This window comes from Actinoplanes sp. NPDC049316, from assembly GCF_040677315.1.
Taxonomy (GTDB): domain Bacteria; phylum Actinomycetota; class Actinomycetes; order Mycobacteriales; family Micromonosporaceae; genus Actinoplanes.
In genome coordinates, this window is sequence record NZ_JBFAQM010000004.1 from 236,305 (window position 1) to 252,359 (window position 16,055).

Below are 16,055 nucleotides of genomic sequence, written 5' to 3' on the forward strand. Positions count from 1 at the left end.
CAGATTGCGGACTACGTTGGCCGGGTGACGGCGGAACTCGAAGCGGAGCTCCGGGCGGTCCCCCTGCGGGTGACCCGGCCCCGGCTGGCCGTGCTCGCCGCCCTGCGGGAGCGCCCGCACATCGACACCGACACGGTGATCGCGCTGGTCCGCGCCGAGCTGCCCACCGTCTCGCACCAGGCGATCTACGACGTGCTGCGCGCGCTCACCGACGCCGGCCTGGTGCGGCGCATCCAGCCCGCCGGCGCGACCGCCCGCTACGAGCGCCGGGTGGGCGACAACCACCACCACGTCGTGTGCCGCTCCTGCGGCGCCATCGCCGACGTGGACTGCGCCGCCGGTCCGGCCCCCTGTCTCACCGCCTCCGACGACCACGGCTTCGTGGTCGACGAGGCGGAGGTCGTCTACTGGGGCACGTGCCCCGGCTGCGCGACCGAACGCCCTCTCCCGCAATCGGCCCGTTCGGAAGGAAGCACATGAGCGACACACAGGACCACCCCGCCAGCGCCCAGGGCGTGGACAAGAAGGCGGCGGAAGGCTGCCCGGTCGCGCACGACTCCGTGACCTCGCACGGCAGCGAGAGCGAGAACCCGGCGATCGACTCGCCGGAGCCGAAGACGGGCGGCCGGCCGCGTACGGTCCGCGACTGGTGGCCGAACCAGCTCGACCTGTCGGTGCTGCACGCGCACTCGCCCAAGGGCAACCCGCTGGGCGCCGGCTTCAGCTACGCGAAGGAGTTCGCGAAGCTCGACGTCGAGGCGCTCAAGCAGGACATCGTCCAGGTGCTCACCACCTCGCAGGACTGGTGGCCGGCGGACTTCGGCCACTACGGCGGCCTGATGATCCGGATGAGCTGGCACGCCGCGGGCACCTACCGCATCAACGACGGCCGCGGCGGGGCCGGTGACGGCGGCCAGCGCTTCGCGCCGCTGAACAGCTGGCCGGACAACGCCAACCTCGACAAGGCCCGCCGCCTGCTGTGGCCGGTCAAGCAGAAGTACGGCCAGAAGATCTCGTGGGCCGACCTGCTCGTGCTCGCCGGCAACGTGGCGCTGGAGTCGATGGGCTTCAAGACGTTCGGCTTCGGCTTCGGCCGCGAGGACGTCTGGGAGCCCGAGGAGATCTTCTGGGGCCCCGAGGACACCTGGCTGGGCGACGAGCGGTACGTCTCCGAGAAGGAGATGTCCGAGGGTGTCGGCGCGACCGAGATGGGCCTCATCTACGTCAACCCCGAGGGCCCCCGTGGCAGCGCGGACCCGATCGCCGCCGCGCACTTCATCCGCGAGACCTTCCGCCGGATGGCGATGAACGACGAGGAGACCGTCGCGCTCATCGCCGGCGGCCACACCTTCGGCAAGACCCACGGCGCCGGTGTCGCGGACAACCACGTCGGCCCCGAGCCCGAGGGCGCCCCGCTGGAGAACCAGGGCCTGGGCTGGCTGAGCACGTACAACAGCGGCAAGGGTGCCGACACGATCACCAGCGGCCTCGAGGTGACCTGGACCGACCGGCCCACCCAGTGGAGCAACCGGTTCTTCGAGATCCTCTTCGGCTTCGAGTGGGAGCTGACCACCAGCCCCGGCGGCGCGAAGCAGTGGGTCGCCAAGGACGCCCCGGAGATCATCCCCGACGCGTTCGACCCGGCGAAGAAGCACCGGCCGACGATGCTCACCACCGACCTGTCGCTGCGGATGGACCCGGCGTACGAGAAGATCTCGCGCCGTTTCCTGGAGAACCCGGACGAGTTCGCGCTGGCCTTCGCCAAGGCCTGGTACAAGCTGCTGCACCGCGACATGGGCCCGGTCAGCCGCTTCCTCGGCCCGTGGATCCCGGAGGCGCAGCTGTGGCAGGACCCGGTGCCCGCCGTCGACCACGAGCTCGTGGGTGACGCGGACATCGCCGCCCTCAAGGCGAAGGTCCTCGAGTCCGGCCTGACCACCGCGCAGCTGGTCTCGACCGCGTGGGCCTCGGCCGCCAGCTACCGCTCCACCGACAAGCGCGGCGGCGCCAACGGCGCCCGCATCCGCCTCGAGCCGCAGCGCGGCTGGGAGGTCAACCAGCCGGAGCAGCTCGCGACGGTGCTGAGCACGCTCGAGGGCATCCAGCGCGAGTTCAACGAGGCCGGCGGCGCCAAGATCTCGCTCGCCGACCTCATCGTGCTGGCCGGCTCGGCCGCCGTCGAGAAGGCGGCGCGCGACGCGGGCGTCGAGGTGACCGTGCCGTTCCACCCGGGCCGCACGGACGCCTCGCAGGAGCAGACGGACGTCGAGTCCTTCGGGGTTCTCGAGCCGCGCGCCGACGGGTTCCGCAACTACCTGCGTCCCGGCGAGAAGACCCAGCCCGAGGTGCTGCTCGTCGACCGGGCGTACATGCTCAACCTGACCGCGCCGGAGATGACCGTGCTCGTCGGCGGCCTGCGCGCGCTGGGCAACAACGTCGGCGGCAGCCGGCACGGCGTGCTCACCGACCGGCCCGGCGTGCTCACCAACGACTTCTTCGCCAACCTGCTCTCCCCCGGTACCCGGTGGAAGGCTTCCCAGGCGGAGGAGCACGTGTACGAGATCCGCGACGTGAGCACCGACGAGGTGAAGTGGACCGCCACCGCGGTCGACCTCATCTTCGGGTCGAACTCGCAGCTGCGGGCCCTCGCCGAGGTCTACGCGAGCGACGACGCCCACCAGAAGTTCGTGGCGGACTTCGTCGCGGCCTGGACCAAGGTCATGGAGCTCGACCGGTTCGATCTCGCCTGATCCGCACGATGACGGGCCCCGGGGCGATCCTCGCGATCGGCCGGGGCCCGTCGGCCGTCCTCCAGGAGAGGAGACACCCGTGTCTGTCATCGTCGTCGGCGCCGGGCCGGGCATCGGCCTCGCCACCGCCCGGCGCTTCGCGCGAGAGGGGCACCCGGTGGGGTTGATCGCTCGCACCGAGACCCGGCTCGCCCAGCACGCGGAGGAGCTGCGCGCCGAGGGCGCCGAGGTGGCCTGGGCGGCCGCCGACGCCCAGGACCCGGCCGCGCTACGCCGGGCCGTAGCCGACCTCGCCGAACGGCTCGGGCCCGTGGACGTGCTCGCGTACGTGCCGTTGCCCGACGTCGCCACTATCAAGCCGGTGGCCGAGACCACCGGCGAGGACGTGGCCCGCGCGCTGGCCCTCGGCGTGACCGGCGCGGTCGCGGCCACCGAGGCCGTCCTGCCCGGAATGCTCGACCGGGGACGCGGCACGCTGCTCTACACCACCGGCGGCGCGGCCGTCCGGCCCAGCCCCGAGCGGGCCACCAGCGCGCTGGCCAACGCCGCCGAGACGACGTACGTGCGAATGCTGCACGAGGCGCTCACGCCGCGCGGCCTCCGCGTCGCCCAGCTCACGATCGTCGGAGCCGTCGGAGCGGGCCTCAAGCACGAGCCTGCGACCGTGGCCGACCGGCTCTGGCAGCTGCACTCGGAGCCCGGCGAGGCCCTGACCGTCCTGCCGTGACCCCGCCGGGCCGGCGCGGACCCGTGCTGTCGTGCCGGGCCCTCGCCGGCCGGCGTGATCGGCCGCAGCGCGAGCGGGGACGGGCCGGCCTGCTCAGCAGCCGACCCGCCGGGAGGAGAGCGCGATGTCGTCGATCCACAGATCGAAGCCGGCGGGCGTGGTACCGCTCTGATAGAGCTGCCAGCCGATCTTGACGGTGTCCACGGTGGGCAGCACGAACGGCACCGGGTTGCCGCCGTGCTCGTCCTCGGTGGCCGTCAGCGTGGCCGCGCCGTCGAACCAGGTCGTCACCGTGTTCGTCGCTGTGTCGAGCCGCCATTCGACGCACTGCCACCTGTCCGCGGCCGCGGGGGCGGACTCCGTCCAGGCTGTCCAGTCGCCCGTCGGGCCGCCGTCGGCCCCGATGCCCCAGAGGGCCCGGCCGGCCGTGGGGACGTACTGGCCGCCGACCGGGCGGACGACCTCGGCGCTGCCCGTTCCGGTCGCCTCGACCAGCGTGAAGTGCGCCCAGTCCGGCGCCGCCGGGAAGGCGTCGACCCGCATCCGCATCCGGCCGTAGAACCCCTCCGGCGGTACGGCGAGGTCGTCCACCCGCAGGAACGCACGCCCGTTGTCGACCGTCCGGACATGCAGCACCTTGCCCCGGCCGGCGGCCCGGCGCTCGACGGTGAGCGTGCCGTTGCGGGTGTCGATTCCCCAGTCGAGGCTGCTCGCCCCACCGGCCGGCAGCCGGTCGAAGTCCTCGCAGAACAACGCGTCCCGCGGCGGGCAACCGCGGGCAGCCGGCGCTGCGGTGGCACCGCCGGCGACCAACGGAAGGGCAAGCACGGACAGGGCGGTCAACAAGCCGATGCGCTTCAACCGGTCCTCCTCGAGGGGATGGCATGGGAGCGCTCCCATCATCACATACATCGATGCCGGCCGAGGTCGGCCGAGGCCCGGGCGGCGAAACGTCAGGCGATCGCCCAGGCGCGCAGGAGCCTGTCGATCTGCTCCCGGGGCTCGGCCGACCACGGCCGGTCCCGCTTGTGGATCCGCAGCGACACCAGCCCGTGCAGCCCCACCCACAGGTCCTCGGCCGTCGCCGGCGACGGCTCCTCGAGGCTGCGGATCACGCCGTCGATGTGCGCGAGGAGCTTGTCGGCCGCGTCCGTGCGTACGTAGTCCTCGCCGAGCTGGTCCGCGCTCTCGAAGCGCAGCTGATACAGGCCCGGGTTGGCGATTCCCCAGTCGAAGTAGGCGTGGGCGAAGCGCTGCAGCCGCTCCTGAGGCGGCCGGGCAGGGTCGTCGGCGGCGGAGACCGCGGCGACGAAGGACTGGTCGACGGTCATGAGGATGACCCGGTTGAGGCTGCTCTGCGACGGGAAGTGGCGGTAGACCGCGGTCGGGGTGACGCCGCATTCGCGGGCCACCGCGCGCAGTGACGGCACCGACAGCGGCAGGCCCGGCGCGGCGAGCTCCATCGCGGCGGCGACCAGCTGGTCGTACCGACCCCGTACCCGCACCGGATCACCATAGCGCAGCGCCTTGTTGACGACTGTTAACGTTGACACCCGTTAACCTACGTCGAGAGGCCTGCCGACCATGCGGTACCGGGACACGACCATCCTCATCACCGGCGCGAGTTCCGGCATCGGCGCCGAGTTCGCGCGCCGGCTCGCCGAGCGCGGAGCCGATCTCGTGCTCGTCGCCCGGCGCGAGGACCGGCTCCACGGGCTCGCCGCGGAGATCCGCCGGAACCGGCCGGACGCCGAGGTGACCTGCCTGGCGACCGACCTCGCCCGGCCGCGGCCCGGCGCCTCGCTGCGGGCGGCGCTCGCCGAGCGCGGCATCACCGTCGGGGCGCTCGTCAACTGCGCCGGCCTCGGCCTCACCGGACCGTTCCTCGAGGCCGCGCCCGAGGCGCTGCACCAGCAGATCGATGTGAACGTGTCGGCACTGACCGACCTCACCGCCACGTTCCTGCCGGACATCGTCGCCCGGGGCGACGGGGCACTGGTCAACGTCGCGAGCCTGACGGCGTACCAGCCGGTGCCCGGCATGGCGGTCTACGCCGCGACCAAGGCCTTCGTGCTGCGCTTCACCGAGGCTCTCGCGTACGAGCTGCGCGGCACCGGCGTCCGCGTCCTGGCCCTGTCCCCCGGCGCGACGCGCAGCGAGTTCTACACCGTCAGCGGTACGGACGAGAGCGGCGTGAGCTTCGAGAGCCCCGCCGAGGTCGTCTCCACGGCCCTGCGCGCGCTGGACTCGCACGGGAGGGCCAGCGTGGTCTCCGGCCGCCGCAACAAGATCATGGCCGCCGCGGCGGGACTGCTCCCCCGGCGCCTGGTCGTACGGGCCGCGGCCGGCTCCGTACGACCGGTCTGAACGATTCGTTGTCACAATCGTCCCGTCGGTGGTGCTGTACAGATGTGGACGTTGTACGGCATGGCGGGATGGCACCGGCGGCCCGGCGGGTGGAGCGGGGCGGCGCACCTGTGCGCGCGGACCTCGAGCAGGTCTTCCGCGCCGCGTACGCCCGGGTCGTCGGGGTCGCCGCACGGGTGCTCGGGTCGCGCGACGAGGCGGAGGACGTGGCTCAGGAGGTGTTCCTGAGCTTCGGGCGTACCGCCGTGCCCGCCGCGGAGGCACCGGGCTGGTTGTCCGTCGCCGCCGCGCACACCGCTCTGAACCACCTGCGTTCCGGCCGTCGCCGGGCCGCCCGCGAAGGGCGGGCCGGCGACGGCCTCACTGTCTGCCCCGACGTCGCCGACGCGGTCGTGACCCTCGACGAGCGCCGCCGGGTCCGGGCCGCGCTGGCACGGCTGCCCCGCAAGCACGCCGTCGCGCTCGTCCTGCGGCACAGCGGCCTCAGCTACGCCGAGGTCGCCGCCGCCCTCGATCTCTCCCCCGGCGGCGTCGGCACCACCGTGCGGCGCGCCGAATCCGCCCTACGCGAGGAGTTGAACCGTCATGCGTCATCCGACTGACGGCACGCTGCGCCGGCTGCTGGACGAGCCGGCCGGCGTCGCCGACGCCGACCGCGAGCACGTCGCCGGCTGCCCGGCATGCCTGTCCGGGCTGGCCGCCGCCCGCGCGGACGCGGCCGTCGCCGCCGGCGCGCTGAGCACCGAGGTCACCACCGATGTGGACGCGGCCTGGCAGCGGCTCACGGCCGGCACGGCGCCCTCCCGGCCCGCGGTTCCGGCCGCTCCCCGGCGCCGCTGGCGGGCCGCGCTGCGCAGTCCCGTCATCGCCGCGGCCGGCGTCGTGGTCCTGCTCGCCGGGGCCGGCGCCGCGGCCGCCGCCGACTGGCTGCCGATCTTCCGCACCGAGCGGATCGCGCCGGTGCAGCTCACCCAGGCCGACCTGGTCGCGCTTCCGGACCTTTCCGCGTACGGCGACCTGCGCATCGCCTCCGAGCCGAACGTACGCCCGGTCGCCGGGGCCTCCACCGCGGCGCAGCTCACCGGGCTCGCCGTTCCCCGGGTCGGCGAGCTGCCCCGGGGCGTCACCGGGGAACCGACGTACCAGGTCGGCGACCGGGTCACCGCGGTCTTCACGTTCTCGGCCGCGAAGGCGGCGCAGACCGCGACGGCGGCCGGTACGACGCTGCCCACGCCGCCCGCGGGCCTCGACGGCAGCCAGTTCCGCCTCACCGCCGGCCCGGGAATGGCCGCGGTCTGGTCGGAGGCGCGCGGGGTGCCGGCCCTCGTGGTGGCTCGCGCGGTCGCGCCCGCGGCGTACTCGTCGGGGGTGCCTTTCACCGAGGCCCGGGACTATCTGCTGAAACTTCCCGGCCTGCCGGAGGACGTCGCAGCGCAGCTGCGGGCCTTCTCCGGTGACGGCAAGACCCTGCCGCTGCCCGTGAACTCCCGTTACCTGACCAGCTCGTCCGCCGAGGTGGGCGGGAAGCCCGCCACGGTGCTCACCTCGCGGGACGGAGTGCTCGCCGGCGTGGTGTGGGCGGACGCCGGGGTGATCACCGCGGTGGCGGGCTCGCTCAGCGCCGACGAGGTGCTGTCGGTTGCCCGGGAGCTGCGGTGACGCCGGCGGCCTCCGGGCCGGACCTGGACGCCGCGCGGCAGCTGCTCGCCGAGCTGCCCGCGGCGCCCGCCGTGTGGTGCTCCGGGCTGCGCAAACGCTACCGGCGGCGGACCGCGGTGGACGGCGTGTCGCTCACCGTCGGCCGCGGCGAGGTCGTCGGCCTGCTCGGACCCAACGGCGCCGGCAAGACCAGCGTCATCAAGATCCTGCTCGGGCTGGTCCGGCCCGACGCCGGCGAGGTGCTGCTGCTCGGCCGCCCGTCCCGGGACCCGCGGGCCCGCGCCCGGGTCGGTTACCTGCCGGAGCTCTTCCGCTACCAGCCGTGGCTCACCGCCGCCGAGGTGCTGAACCTGCACATCCGCCTGACCGGGGCCACCGTCCCCGCCGCGGACCGCCGCGAAAGCCTGGGGCTCGTGGGCCTGGCCGACCGCGCCGGCGACCGGGTGGGCGGCTTCTCCAAGGGCATGCAGCAGCGGCTCGGGCTGGCCGTCGCCCTGGTCACCGGCCCGGACCTCGTCGTGCTCGACGAGCCGACCAGCGCGCTGGACCCGGTGGGCCGCGCCGACGTCCGCGACGTGCTGCTCTCGATGCGGGAACGCGGCGTCGCCGTGCTGCTCAACTCGCACCTCATCGGCGAGGTCGAACGGGTCTGCGACCGCGTGGTCATCCTCGACAAGGGACGGGTCGCGGCCGCCGGCACGCTCACGGAACTCCTCGGCCGGCGCGAGGTGCGGCTGCGGCTCGACGGCGTCGGCGCGGAGGCGGAAGCCCGGCTGGCCGCGACCGGGGACCTCACCCGCAGCGGGGACGCGTACACGGTCATGCTGCCCACGGAACCCGACCCCGCCACGGTGCCCGACCTCGTCACCGACCTCGTCGGGCTGGGCGTACGCGTCCACGCCGTCGAACCGGCCCGGATCAGCCTCGAGGAACGACTGCTGGACATCCTGCGTACCGGCGCTCGGGAGGAACGGCCATGACCATGCGTACGGGCGCTCGGGAGGAACGGCCATGACCATGCGTACGGTGCTCACCATCGCGGCCCTGACCCTGCAGGAAGCCGCACGGCGCCGGGTGCTGCGCTCGCTCGCCGTCCTGACGATCGCGCTGCTCGCGCTGAGCGCGTGGGGTTTCTCCCGACTCGACGCCGAGTTCGGCGGCCTCACCAGCGGCGAGGCCCGTGTCGCCGGCTCCATCGTCCTCAACCTGGTCATGTTCGGACTGAGCCTGATCGCGGCGCTCGGCACCGCGTTCCTCGCCGGCCCCACACTGTCCGGAGAAGTCGAATCCGGCATCGCACTGGCGGTGCTGGCCCGCCCAGTCCGCCGCAGCGCGGTACTGGTCGGCAAATGGCTGGGACTAGTCGTCTTCGGCAGCGTCTTCGTGACCCTGGCCGGCTTCACCCAGTTCCTCATCGTCCGGGCCACCGTGGGCTACTGGCCACCGCACCCGCTGACCGGCCTGGCCCTGCTCGCGGCCCAGACCACGGTGCTGCTCACCCTCGGCCTGCTGCTGTCCACGGCGATCTCCCCGATGGCCTCGGGCATCGTGGCGGTCGGCCTCTTCGGCGCCACCTGGATCGCCGGCGTGGTGGGCTCGGTCGGCGCAGCCCTCGGCAACAACAGCGTCGCCCAGGTCGGCACGGTCTCCCGCATGCTGCTACCGACCGACGGCCTGTGGCGCGGCGCGATGAACTCGTTCCAGGACCCGGCACTGCTGCGCCAGGTGGGCTCGGGCATCGAGGAATCTCCGTTCCTGAGCATGTCGCCCCTCACCGGCGCGTACCTGGGGTGGGCTGCGATCTGGATCGCTGTCGTGCTCAGCCTGGCGGCTCTGTCCTTCCAACGCCGCGATCTTTGAGGACGCAGCGACGCCGTCACGCTGCGCGACCTCTCCCCTCGTTCGCCGCCGGCGGTGGCGGGCCCGGGGAGCGACCGGCAAGGCCGGATCGCCCGATGAACGAGGATGTGCCGGTGACGAGACGCCGCGTTCACCGCTTCGCCGCCCTGCTGACCCAGGCGCCCCCGCCCAGCCAAGTCACTCCGCCGGGCCGAGCCATCCCGCCTGGCCGCGCCATCCCGCCTGGCCAAGCCACCCCACCCGACCGAGCCATCCCGCCGGGCCGCGCCATCCCGCCTGGCCAAGCCACCGCACCCAGCCGCGTCACCCGGCCGGACCGAGCTACCCCACCTGGCCGAGCCACCCCGCTGGGCCGAGCGGCCCCACCCCGCCGAGCCACCGTGGCTGCCGTTCCCGGCCGAGCCACCCCACCTGGCCAAGCCACCCCGCTGGGTCGAGCCACCCCACCCCGCCGAGCTACCGTGGCCATCCCACCCCGCCGAGCCACCGCGACCACCCCACCCCGCCGAGCCACCGTGGCCACCCCTACTGGCCGAAGGGCCGTCGTCGCCGGTTGTGGGGCCGCGCTCGCGGGGTGTGCGGTCGTGCTCGCCGGGTGTGCCGGGTCGGCGATGCCGTCCGGCTCGGGACTGTCCGCGTCTCGTTCGGGGCCGGTCCCTTACACATCCGCAATCCCCACACCGCCGGCGACCGCTGTCACCTGCCCACCCGACGGCGTCCGCTTCGAGGTCGGCGACGGTGACGCCGCGATGGGCCTGCGGGTGCTCGGCATCACGCTGATCAACTGCGGCTCGCGGACCTACCGGCTGAACGGCTACCCGAGCGTACGGACCCTCGCCGACGACCGGACGGCGCTTCGGATCCAAGTCCTGCACGGGGTCAAGAAGATCGTCGGCTCGGCCATGCCCTGGGACGGCCCGCCGAAGCCGGTCGTCCTGCGCCCGGGCGAACGGGCCGGCACGGCGGTGGCCTGGCGCAACACGTACGACGACATCAGCCATGCACCGGTGACCGTGGCACTGGTCGAGATCGCCCCGGCGGCCGGCCGCCCACCGCAGCTCGTACGCCCGGACGGCGGCCTCGACCTGGGCAGCACCGGCCGGCTCGCAGTCAGCGCGTGGCGATCCATACCGGACACCGACACTCCGGCGTCCCCGGCCGGGCCGCCGTACCAAGGTCCCTCCGCCTCCGAACCGGTGGAAACGGGCGGCCCGCTGCTGTGATGCGCCCACCGATCCTTTTTCAAGCGGTCGCAATAACGGCTGCCTTGCGCCAGCAGCGACCGAGAAATAGCGCGTCTGGAATGGCGACTGCACCGGCTCCAGATGATGCATCTGAGTCCACGGGAATCTGACCTTGTTGAAACGAATCCGGAGTAACTCTTGACGCGATATCGATGTGCGGGTAGCGGGCGTTCTATCGTTCGAGGGGTTTCGGTCGGCCTCGATTCCCTCCACCACTGACGGCGACACTGTTTGCCCGCCCGGGGCAGCACTCTGCGCCACCGGCGACTCGCCAGGGGTGATGTCCGGGACGACCGGCGACTCGCCAGCGGTGATGTCCGGGACGACCCGCGGTTCGGCTGCGGCGATGCCGGGGACCACCGCCGACCCAGCCGTCGCGACGCCCACGGCCAAGCCCGACTCAACCGGGGTAACGCGCTCACCCACGACCGGCTCAGCCCTCGCGACGCCCACGACTACTGCGGGCCCAACCGCGGCAACACCGGCAACTACCACCGACTCAGCTGCAGTTATACCTTCGACCACCACCGGATCAGCTGCAGTGACACCCGCAACTACCACCGGATCAGCTGCAGTGACACCCTCGACTACCACCGGCTCGGGCGCGGTGACAACCGGAACCGCTGCCACCTGCGGCGCGTCGGCCGGATTCGCGTGCTGGATCGGAGGGGCCTGCGCATGCCCTGACACGGGCCCTGCCACCGGCTGACCCCCGTCACGCGCGCTGCGCATGCGGCTCAACTTCGCGGCGTGTCTTTGCGCCAGCCCCCACGTCCGGTGACGAGCATGCTCACGGCGGAACCTCTCCCGCTCGGCAGAATAGTTCCGGGACGCGGTCCGGTCACGCATCACCGCCAATTCTGTCGTTGAGAAGAACCGAAGCTGTCGCACCCGAAAATTGTCCCGCCCCCTCGCGCGCCGCTCAACAAAACGATCACGCCGAAAAAGCGATGACCGCCACAGGGAAACCACCGGGCACCATGGGTAAGGTTTCGAGTGTCAGCCGGGCCGAGGAATGTACTTCTGAAGCACCGGCGGTGGACGCAGGTTCCCACTTGACGCAGATACGCGTCGGTCGACTGAGCGGCCGCGAGGATCGCATATGGGATGGCTTGGCGGGGAGAGCCGTGCTGGTTGCGTGCGATCGCGGCCGGGGGAAGAGCCGACAACCGGGAGGCAGCCGGAGCAGGTGTCCTGGGGTGGGCGGCCTGGGGTGGGCGGCCTGGGGCAGGCGGCCCGCGGCAGGCGGCCCGCGGCAGGCGGCAGGCGGCAGGCGGCCCGCGGCCGGCGGCAGGCGACCAAGCAGATAGGCAGCAGGCAGCGAAGGCGGGCGGAGAGCGGGCGGAGAGCGGGCGGAGAGCGGGCGGAGAGCGGGCGGAGAGGAGGCAGGCCAGAGAGATACACCGTCCGGGTCGCGCATCGCGATCCCCGATCGCCGATTGTGGTGGCGGATCGGTCGCGCCCGGCCCGGGGCTGGCCGGGGTTGTGGTGGCGGATCGGCCGGGGGCGGGTCGGGCGTACGGCCGGTGCCGTACGCGCCGGGGCTGTGGGAGGTTGTCGCGCGACCGGGCGCAGGGAACCGGGTCCGGGCCGGGTGAGGTGGGTGCATGGACGACGCGCTGGTCGCGTATGGCGCCGGCCGTGTCGATGCGCTGGCCGGGTGCCGCGATGCCGAGCGGGCGCGGCATCCCGAGACGGGTACGGACTACCGCCGCGGCTTCCTCGACGGGCGGCTGGAGGTGTTTCGGATGTTCGCGCAGGTGCGCCGCATCCTCGAGGAAGACAGCTGAGCGACTGACCTGCCGGCCTGCATCCGCGTCGCATGACGGACGGACAGGCAGATAGGCGGCTGGGCGGACGGACTGCCGGACGGGCTGGGGCGGGCAGGTCACCAGGCCGGTCACGGTCACCGCCACCGCGCCGGACGGATCGCCGCCAGGAGGCGGGCCACGGCCACCGCGCCGGGCTGGACCCGCAACCGTGCCGGACTGGCCGCGCCACCGCGCCGCGCCGGACCAGCCTCCGCCACCAGGCCAGCCCCCGCGCCGCGCCGGGCCGGGCCGGGCCAGCCAACGCGCCGGGCCGGGCCAGCCACCGGGCCGGGCCGGGCCAGCCACCGCCACCAGGCCAGCCACCGCGCCGGCCGCCGCTACCGGGTGGTCAGGCGGATTCGCGGATGACGAGGTCGGCTGGGAGGGTCAGGGCCGGCTCGACCGACTCGCCGCCGGCGAGGCGGAGGACCTGCCGCGCCATTCTTCGGCCGATGTCCTCGATGGGTTGGTGGACCGTCGTCAGTGGGGGTTCCGCGTACCAGGCGACCGCCGTGTCGTCGAAGCCGATCACCGCGACGTCGCCCGGCACCTTGCGGCCTGACTCGCGCAGGATGCGTAGCGCGCCGTGGGCCATGAGGTCGGAGGCGACGAAGACCGCGTCGAGGCCCGGGTCCTCGGCCAGGAGACGGCGCATGGCCGTGCCGCCGGAGGCGCGGGTGAAGTCGCCGACCGCGACCGTCGGGGGCAGGGCGCATTCCTGCATCGCGGCGCGGTAGCCGGCGAGGCGGTCGATGCCGCCGGGGACGTCCTGGGCGCCGGCGATGGTGGCGATGCGGCGGCGGCCGCCCTCCACGAGCCGGTGGACGGCGAGGCGGGCGCCGTCGGCGTTGGCGACGTCCACGTGCGGCACGGCTGACCGGCCGCGGGGGCGTCCGTTGACGACGACCGGTACGCCCATGCGGGCCAGGTCGCGGGTCAGCGTGTCGGCGCCCAGTGTGGAGGCCACCATCACGCCGTCCACGTACCGGCCGGCCGCGCGCTGGCGGATGCGGTCGAGGCTGCGCGGCGACGTGACCGTCTGGAGGACCAGCTCCTTGCCGGCGCCGCTCAGCTCGCGGCTGACGCCGAGCACCAGCGACGGGAAGAACGTGTCGTCGGAGAACGTGCGGCCGGCCGACTCGGTGAGCACCAGCGCGTACGAGTCCATCCGGTTCGTGACCAGGCTGCGGGCGGCCTGGTTGGGCACGTACCCGAGCTCGGCGACGGCTCGCAGCACCGCGGCGCGCATGTCGTCGGTGACGGACGCCGAGCCGTTGACGACGCGCGAGACGGTGGCGCGGGAGACGCCGGCGCGTGCGGCGACCGCTTCCAGGGTGGGCGGGTGGGATCCCGGCGGATATGTCTTGGACCGGCGCACGCGGAACCTCACAGGAATCGAGCGGATGAACCCGCAGCGAAGGTATCGAGTGGCTCCCGACACCGCAATTATGATCTGCTTCACGAAGCGCCGGAAAGGCATCTGACCTGGGCCGCCGGTGCGAGAGAGCGCGCACAGCGCCGTCGGTGACGGTTTCGTATGGCGCAACGATTCAGCGCGGCTAATCATTGCATGCCCGTTTCCGGATCCAGCATCCGGCACCGGCCGGCCGTACGCGATGCACGTCACGGTTTTCCGAGGTCAGACGTCCTGACCTGGTCCGCACCGGCCACAGTGATCACGTCAGGGGCCGCCATCAATGAACATCAGGTTGACGCGCGAATACAGCCGCGTTTCGGCGGTTCATCTGTGTCCGCGGTCACCGCATTTGCCAATGACGACCGTCGACCTCTAGCGTCTTTCGCGTACCGCGGCGCCGTCGCCGCCGACCATCGGAACGACGCATTGATCTCCGATTTCCGCCGTACCCGAGAATTCGATCAGCGGCCCCGCACTGTCGCGGGGCGGTCCCGGGACGCCCGAAGCGGGTGTCGCCGGACCCACAGTTCGATCGCCGGCCTGTGCAACCCCCTGGGAGCAACCATGCCGACCATTGATCCGCAAGCCCGCAGGGCCACCGCCGCGACCCGGCAGGCCTGGCGGCCCCTGCAGCGCTCCACCCGCGTCGCCATCTTCGGCGCCCTGCTCGCGACGATCTTCTACCAGACGTTCCTGCTCGACCCGCAGTACCGCGGGCCGGTCTGGCTGTGGGCGGCGATGCTGCTCGCCGAGGGCCTGATCGCGCTGCACGCCATCGGCACCTGGTGGACGATCCTGGCCCACGACAACCGCGACGAACCGGTCGCCGTGTCCGTGCGGCGCAACCGGCTGCGTGCCGGGGCCGAGGTGCCGGGCATCGACGTCTTCATCACCGCGTACGGCGAAGAGCCCGAGCTCGTCCGCACCACCGTGCGGGCCGCCCGCGACATGACGCTCGCCCACCGCACCTGGGTCCTCGACGACGGCGACAGCGACGTCCTGGAGCGGATCTGCGCCGCCGAGGGCGTGGGTTACCTGCGCCGCGAGGGCGGCCTGCACGCCAAGGCCGGCAACGTCAACGCCGCGCTGGCGCGTACCACCGGCGAGTTCGTCGTCATCCTCGACGCCGACCACGTGCCGGAGCCGAACTTCCTGCTGGAGATCCTGCCGCACTTCGAGGACCCGGACGTGGCGTTCGTGCAGTCGCCGCAGTCGTTCAGCAACCAGACGAACCTGGTCTCCACCGGGACCTCGGAGGCGCAGCGCATCTTCTACGAGCTGGTGTGCCCCGGCAAGAACCACTTCAACGCCGCCTTCTGCGTCGGCACCAACGTCATGTTCCGGCGTACGGCGCTCGACGAGATCGGCGGCATCGCGACCGGCAGCAACTCCGAGGACATCTGGACCTCGCTGGAGCTGCACCGGCGCGGATGGCGCTCGATCTACGTGCCGCAGGTGCTGGCCCGCGGGCTGGCGCCGGTGGACGTCCCGTCGTACCTCAAGCAGCAGCTACGCTGGGCCAGCGGCGGGTTCGAGGTGGTCCTGCGCGGCGGCCTGTTCCGGCGCGGCAACAGCCTGACCGTCGACCAGCGCCTGCAATACCTGTTCGTCGGCACGCACTACCTGCTGTCGCTGGCGATGCTGACGTTCATGTTCTTCCCGGCGCTGTACCTGCTGTTCGCGCTGAGCCCGATCCGCGCCGACGGCGTCACCTGGGCCACCCACTACGTGCCGTTCCAGGTGATGGTCCTGGTGGTCACCTGGCTGCAGTCGGGCGGCTTCAAGGGCTCGGCGATCGTGGCCAGCATCGGCGCCGCGCCGGTGCACGCCAAGGCGTTCTGGGCGACGCTGCGCCGCAAGCCGGCGAAGTGGAGCGTCACCAACCAGGCCGGCGCGGGTTCCCGATCGCTCTGGGTCGTGATGCCGCAGGTCGCCCTCGTACTGCTCAACCTGGCCGGCATCGTCGTGGGGCTCGTGGTCATGGCCGACCCGGCGCCCACCTGGCTCTCCGTGGCCTGGGCCACGATGATCGTGCTGATTCTCGGCCGGATCATCGTCGAGTCGGTGGCCGGCGGCCCGGGCGAACCCGAGGGCTCCGGCGGCAGCGGCCCGGGCGAGCCCGTCGGCCGCGGGGAGATCGACGAGGCCGTGGCCGTCCCCCTGGCCGCATCCGCGCGCTGAGCCCTCGCCAACCGTTCCGACGTTCGAAGGAAGATCGCC

Annotated in this window: 14 protein-coding genes; 11 read left to right on the forward strand and 3 right to left on the reverse strand. The window is 72.8% G+C overall.

The features are described 5' to 3' along the window. Positions 1-24 precede the first annotated feature (24 nt). The 3 genes from AB0K03_RS08485 to AB0K03_RS08495 all read left to right on the forward strand — a co-directional run bounded on the left by AB0K03_RS08485 (position 25) and on the right by AB0K03_RS08495 (position 3,477). On the forward strand, positions 25-480 hold the full coding sequence (locus tag AB0K03_RS08485) for a Fur family transcriptional regulator (RefSeq protein WP_364682130.1): 456 nt from the start codon (positions 25-27) through the stop codon (positions 478-480). After that, entirely contained in the window at positions 477-2,750 is a 2,274-nt protein-coding gene (gene katG / locus AB0K03_RS08490) for a catalase/peroxidase HPI (protein WP_364682132.1), read from the forward strand. Before AB0K03_RS08485 ends, katG begins: the two co-directional genes overlap by 4 nt. Before the next feature lie 79 nt (positions 2,751-2,829). Continuing rightward, a complete protein-coding gene (locus AB0K03_RS08495) occupies positions 2,830-3,477 on the forward strand; it encodes an SDR family NAD(P)-dependent oxidoreductase (protein ID WP_364682134.1) in 648 nt (215 codons plus the stop codon). A gap of 93 nt (positions 3,478-3,570) precedes the next feature. Here AB0K03_RS08495 and AB0K03_RS08500 read toward each other — a convergent pair whose 3' ends face one another. Continuing rightward, positions 3,571-4,338 carry a hypothetical protein gene (locus tag AB0K03_RS08500; protein ID WP_364682136.1) on the reverse strand — a complete coding sequence of 256 codons (768 nt, stop codon included), beginning with the start codon at positions 4,336-4,338 and terminating at the stop codon, positions 3,571-3,573. A 92-nt stretch (positions 4,339-4,430) separates the two neighbouring features. Continuing rightward, positions 4,431-4,982 (reverse strand): TetR/AcrR family transcriptional regulator, encoded by a 552-nt coding sequence (locus tag AB0K03_RS08505; protein ID WP_364682137.1) that lies wholly within the window; start codon positions 4,980-4,982, stop codon positions 4,431-4,433. Between the two features lie 79 nt (positions 4,983-5,061). Between AB0K03_RS08505 and AB0K03_RS08510 the strand changes: the two genes are divergently transcribed. The 7 genes from AB0K03_RS08510 to AB0K03_RS08540 all read left to right on the forward strand — a co-directional run bounded on the left by AB0K03_RS08510 (position 5,062) and on the right by AB0K03_RS08540 (position 12,397). After that, a complete protein-coding gene (locus AB0K03_RS08510; protein ID WP_364682139.1) occupies positions 5,062-5,844 on the forward strand; it encodes an SDR family oxidoreductase in 783 nt (260 codons plus the stop codon). 68 nt (positions 5,845-5,912) lie between these two features. After that, positions 5,913-6,446: a sigma-70 family RNA polymerase sigma factor gene (locus AB0K03_RS08515; RefSeq protein WP_364682141.1), complete on the forward strand. Its 534-nt coding sequence runs from the start codon at positions 5,913-5,915 to the stop codon at positions 6,444-6,446. Continuing rightward, positions 6,430-7,503 (forward strand): hypothetical protein, encoded by a 1,074-nt coding sequence (locus AB0K03_RS08520; protein WP_364682143.1) that lies wholly within the window; start codon positions 6,430-6,432, stop codon positions 7,501-7,503. The genes AB0K03_RS08515 and AB0K03_RS08520 overlap by 17 nt, the downstream gene beginning before the upstream one ends. Then, positions 7,500-8,483: an ABC transporter ATP-binding protein gene (locus tag AB0K03_RS08525; RefSeq protein ID WP_364682145.1), complete on the forward strand. Its 984-nt coding sequence runs from the start codon at positions 7,500-7,502 to the stop codon at positions 8,481-8,483. The genes AB0K03_RS08520 and AB0K03_RS08525 overlap by 4 nt, the downstream gene beginning before the upstream one ends. 31 nt (positions 8,484-8,514) lie before the next feature. Further along, a complete protein-coding gene (locus AB0K03_RS08530; RefSeq protein ID WP_364682147.1) occupies positions 8,515-9,363 on the forward strand; it encodes an ABC transporter permease in 849 nt (282 codons plus the stop codon). 611 nt (positions 9,364-9,974) lie between these two features. Beyond that, positions 9,975-10,586, forward strand: a complete 612-nt coding sequence (locus tag AB0K03_RS08535; protein WP_364682449.1) for a DUF4232 domain-containing protein — start codon at positions 9,975-9,977, stop codon at positions 10,584-10,586. A gap of 1,628 nt (positions 10,587-12,214) precedes the next feature. Further along, positions 12,215-12,397 (forward strand): hypothetical protein, encoded by a 183-nt coding sequence (locus AB0K03_RS08540; protein WP_364682149.1) that lies wholly within the window; start codon positions 12,215-12,217, stop codon positions 12,395-12,397. 370 nt (positions 12,398-12,767) lie between these two features. Here AB0K03_RS08540 and AB0K03_RS08545 read toward each other — a convergent pair whose 3' ends face one another. After that, positions 12,768-13,796 (reverse strand): LacI family DNA-binding transcriptional regulator, encoded by a 1,029-nt coding sequence (locus AB0K03_RS08545; protein ID WP_364682151.1) that lies wholly within the window; start codon positions 13,794-13,796, stop codon positions 12,768-12,770. A gap of 603 nt (positions 13,797-14,399) precedes the next feature. On the opposite strand from AB0K03_RS08545, the gene AB0K03_RS08550 reads away from it, so the two are divergent. Continuing rightward, entirely contained in the window at positions 14,400-16,016 is a 1,617-nt protein-coding gene (locus AB0K03_RS08550; RefSeq protein WP_364682153.1) for a glycosyltransferase family 2 protein, read from the forward strand. The last annotated feature ends 39 nt before the right edge of the window (positions 16,017-16,055 follow it).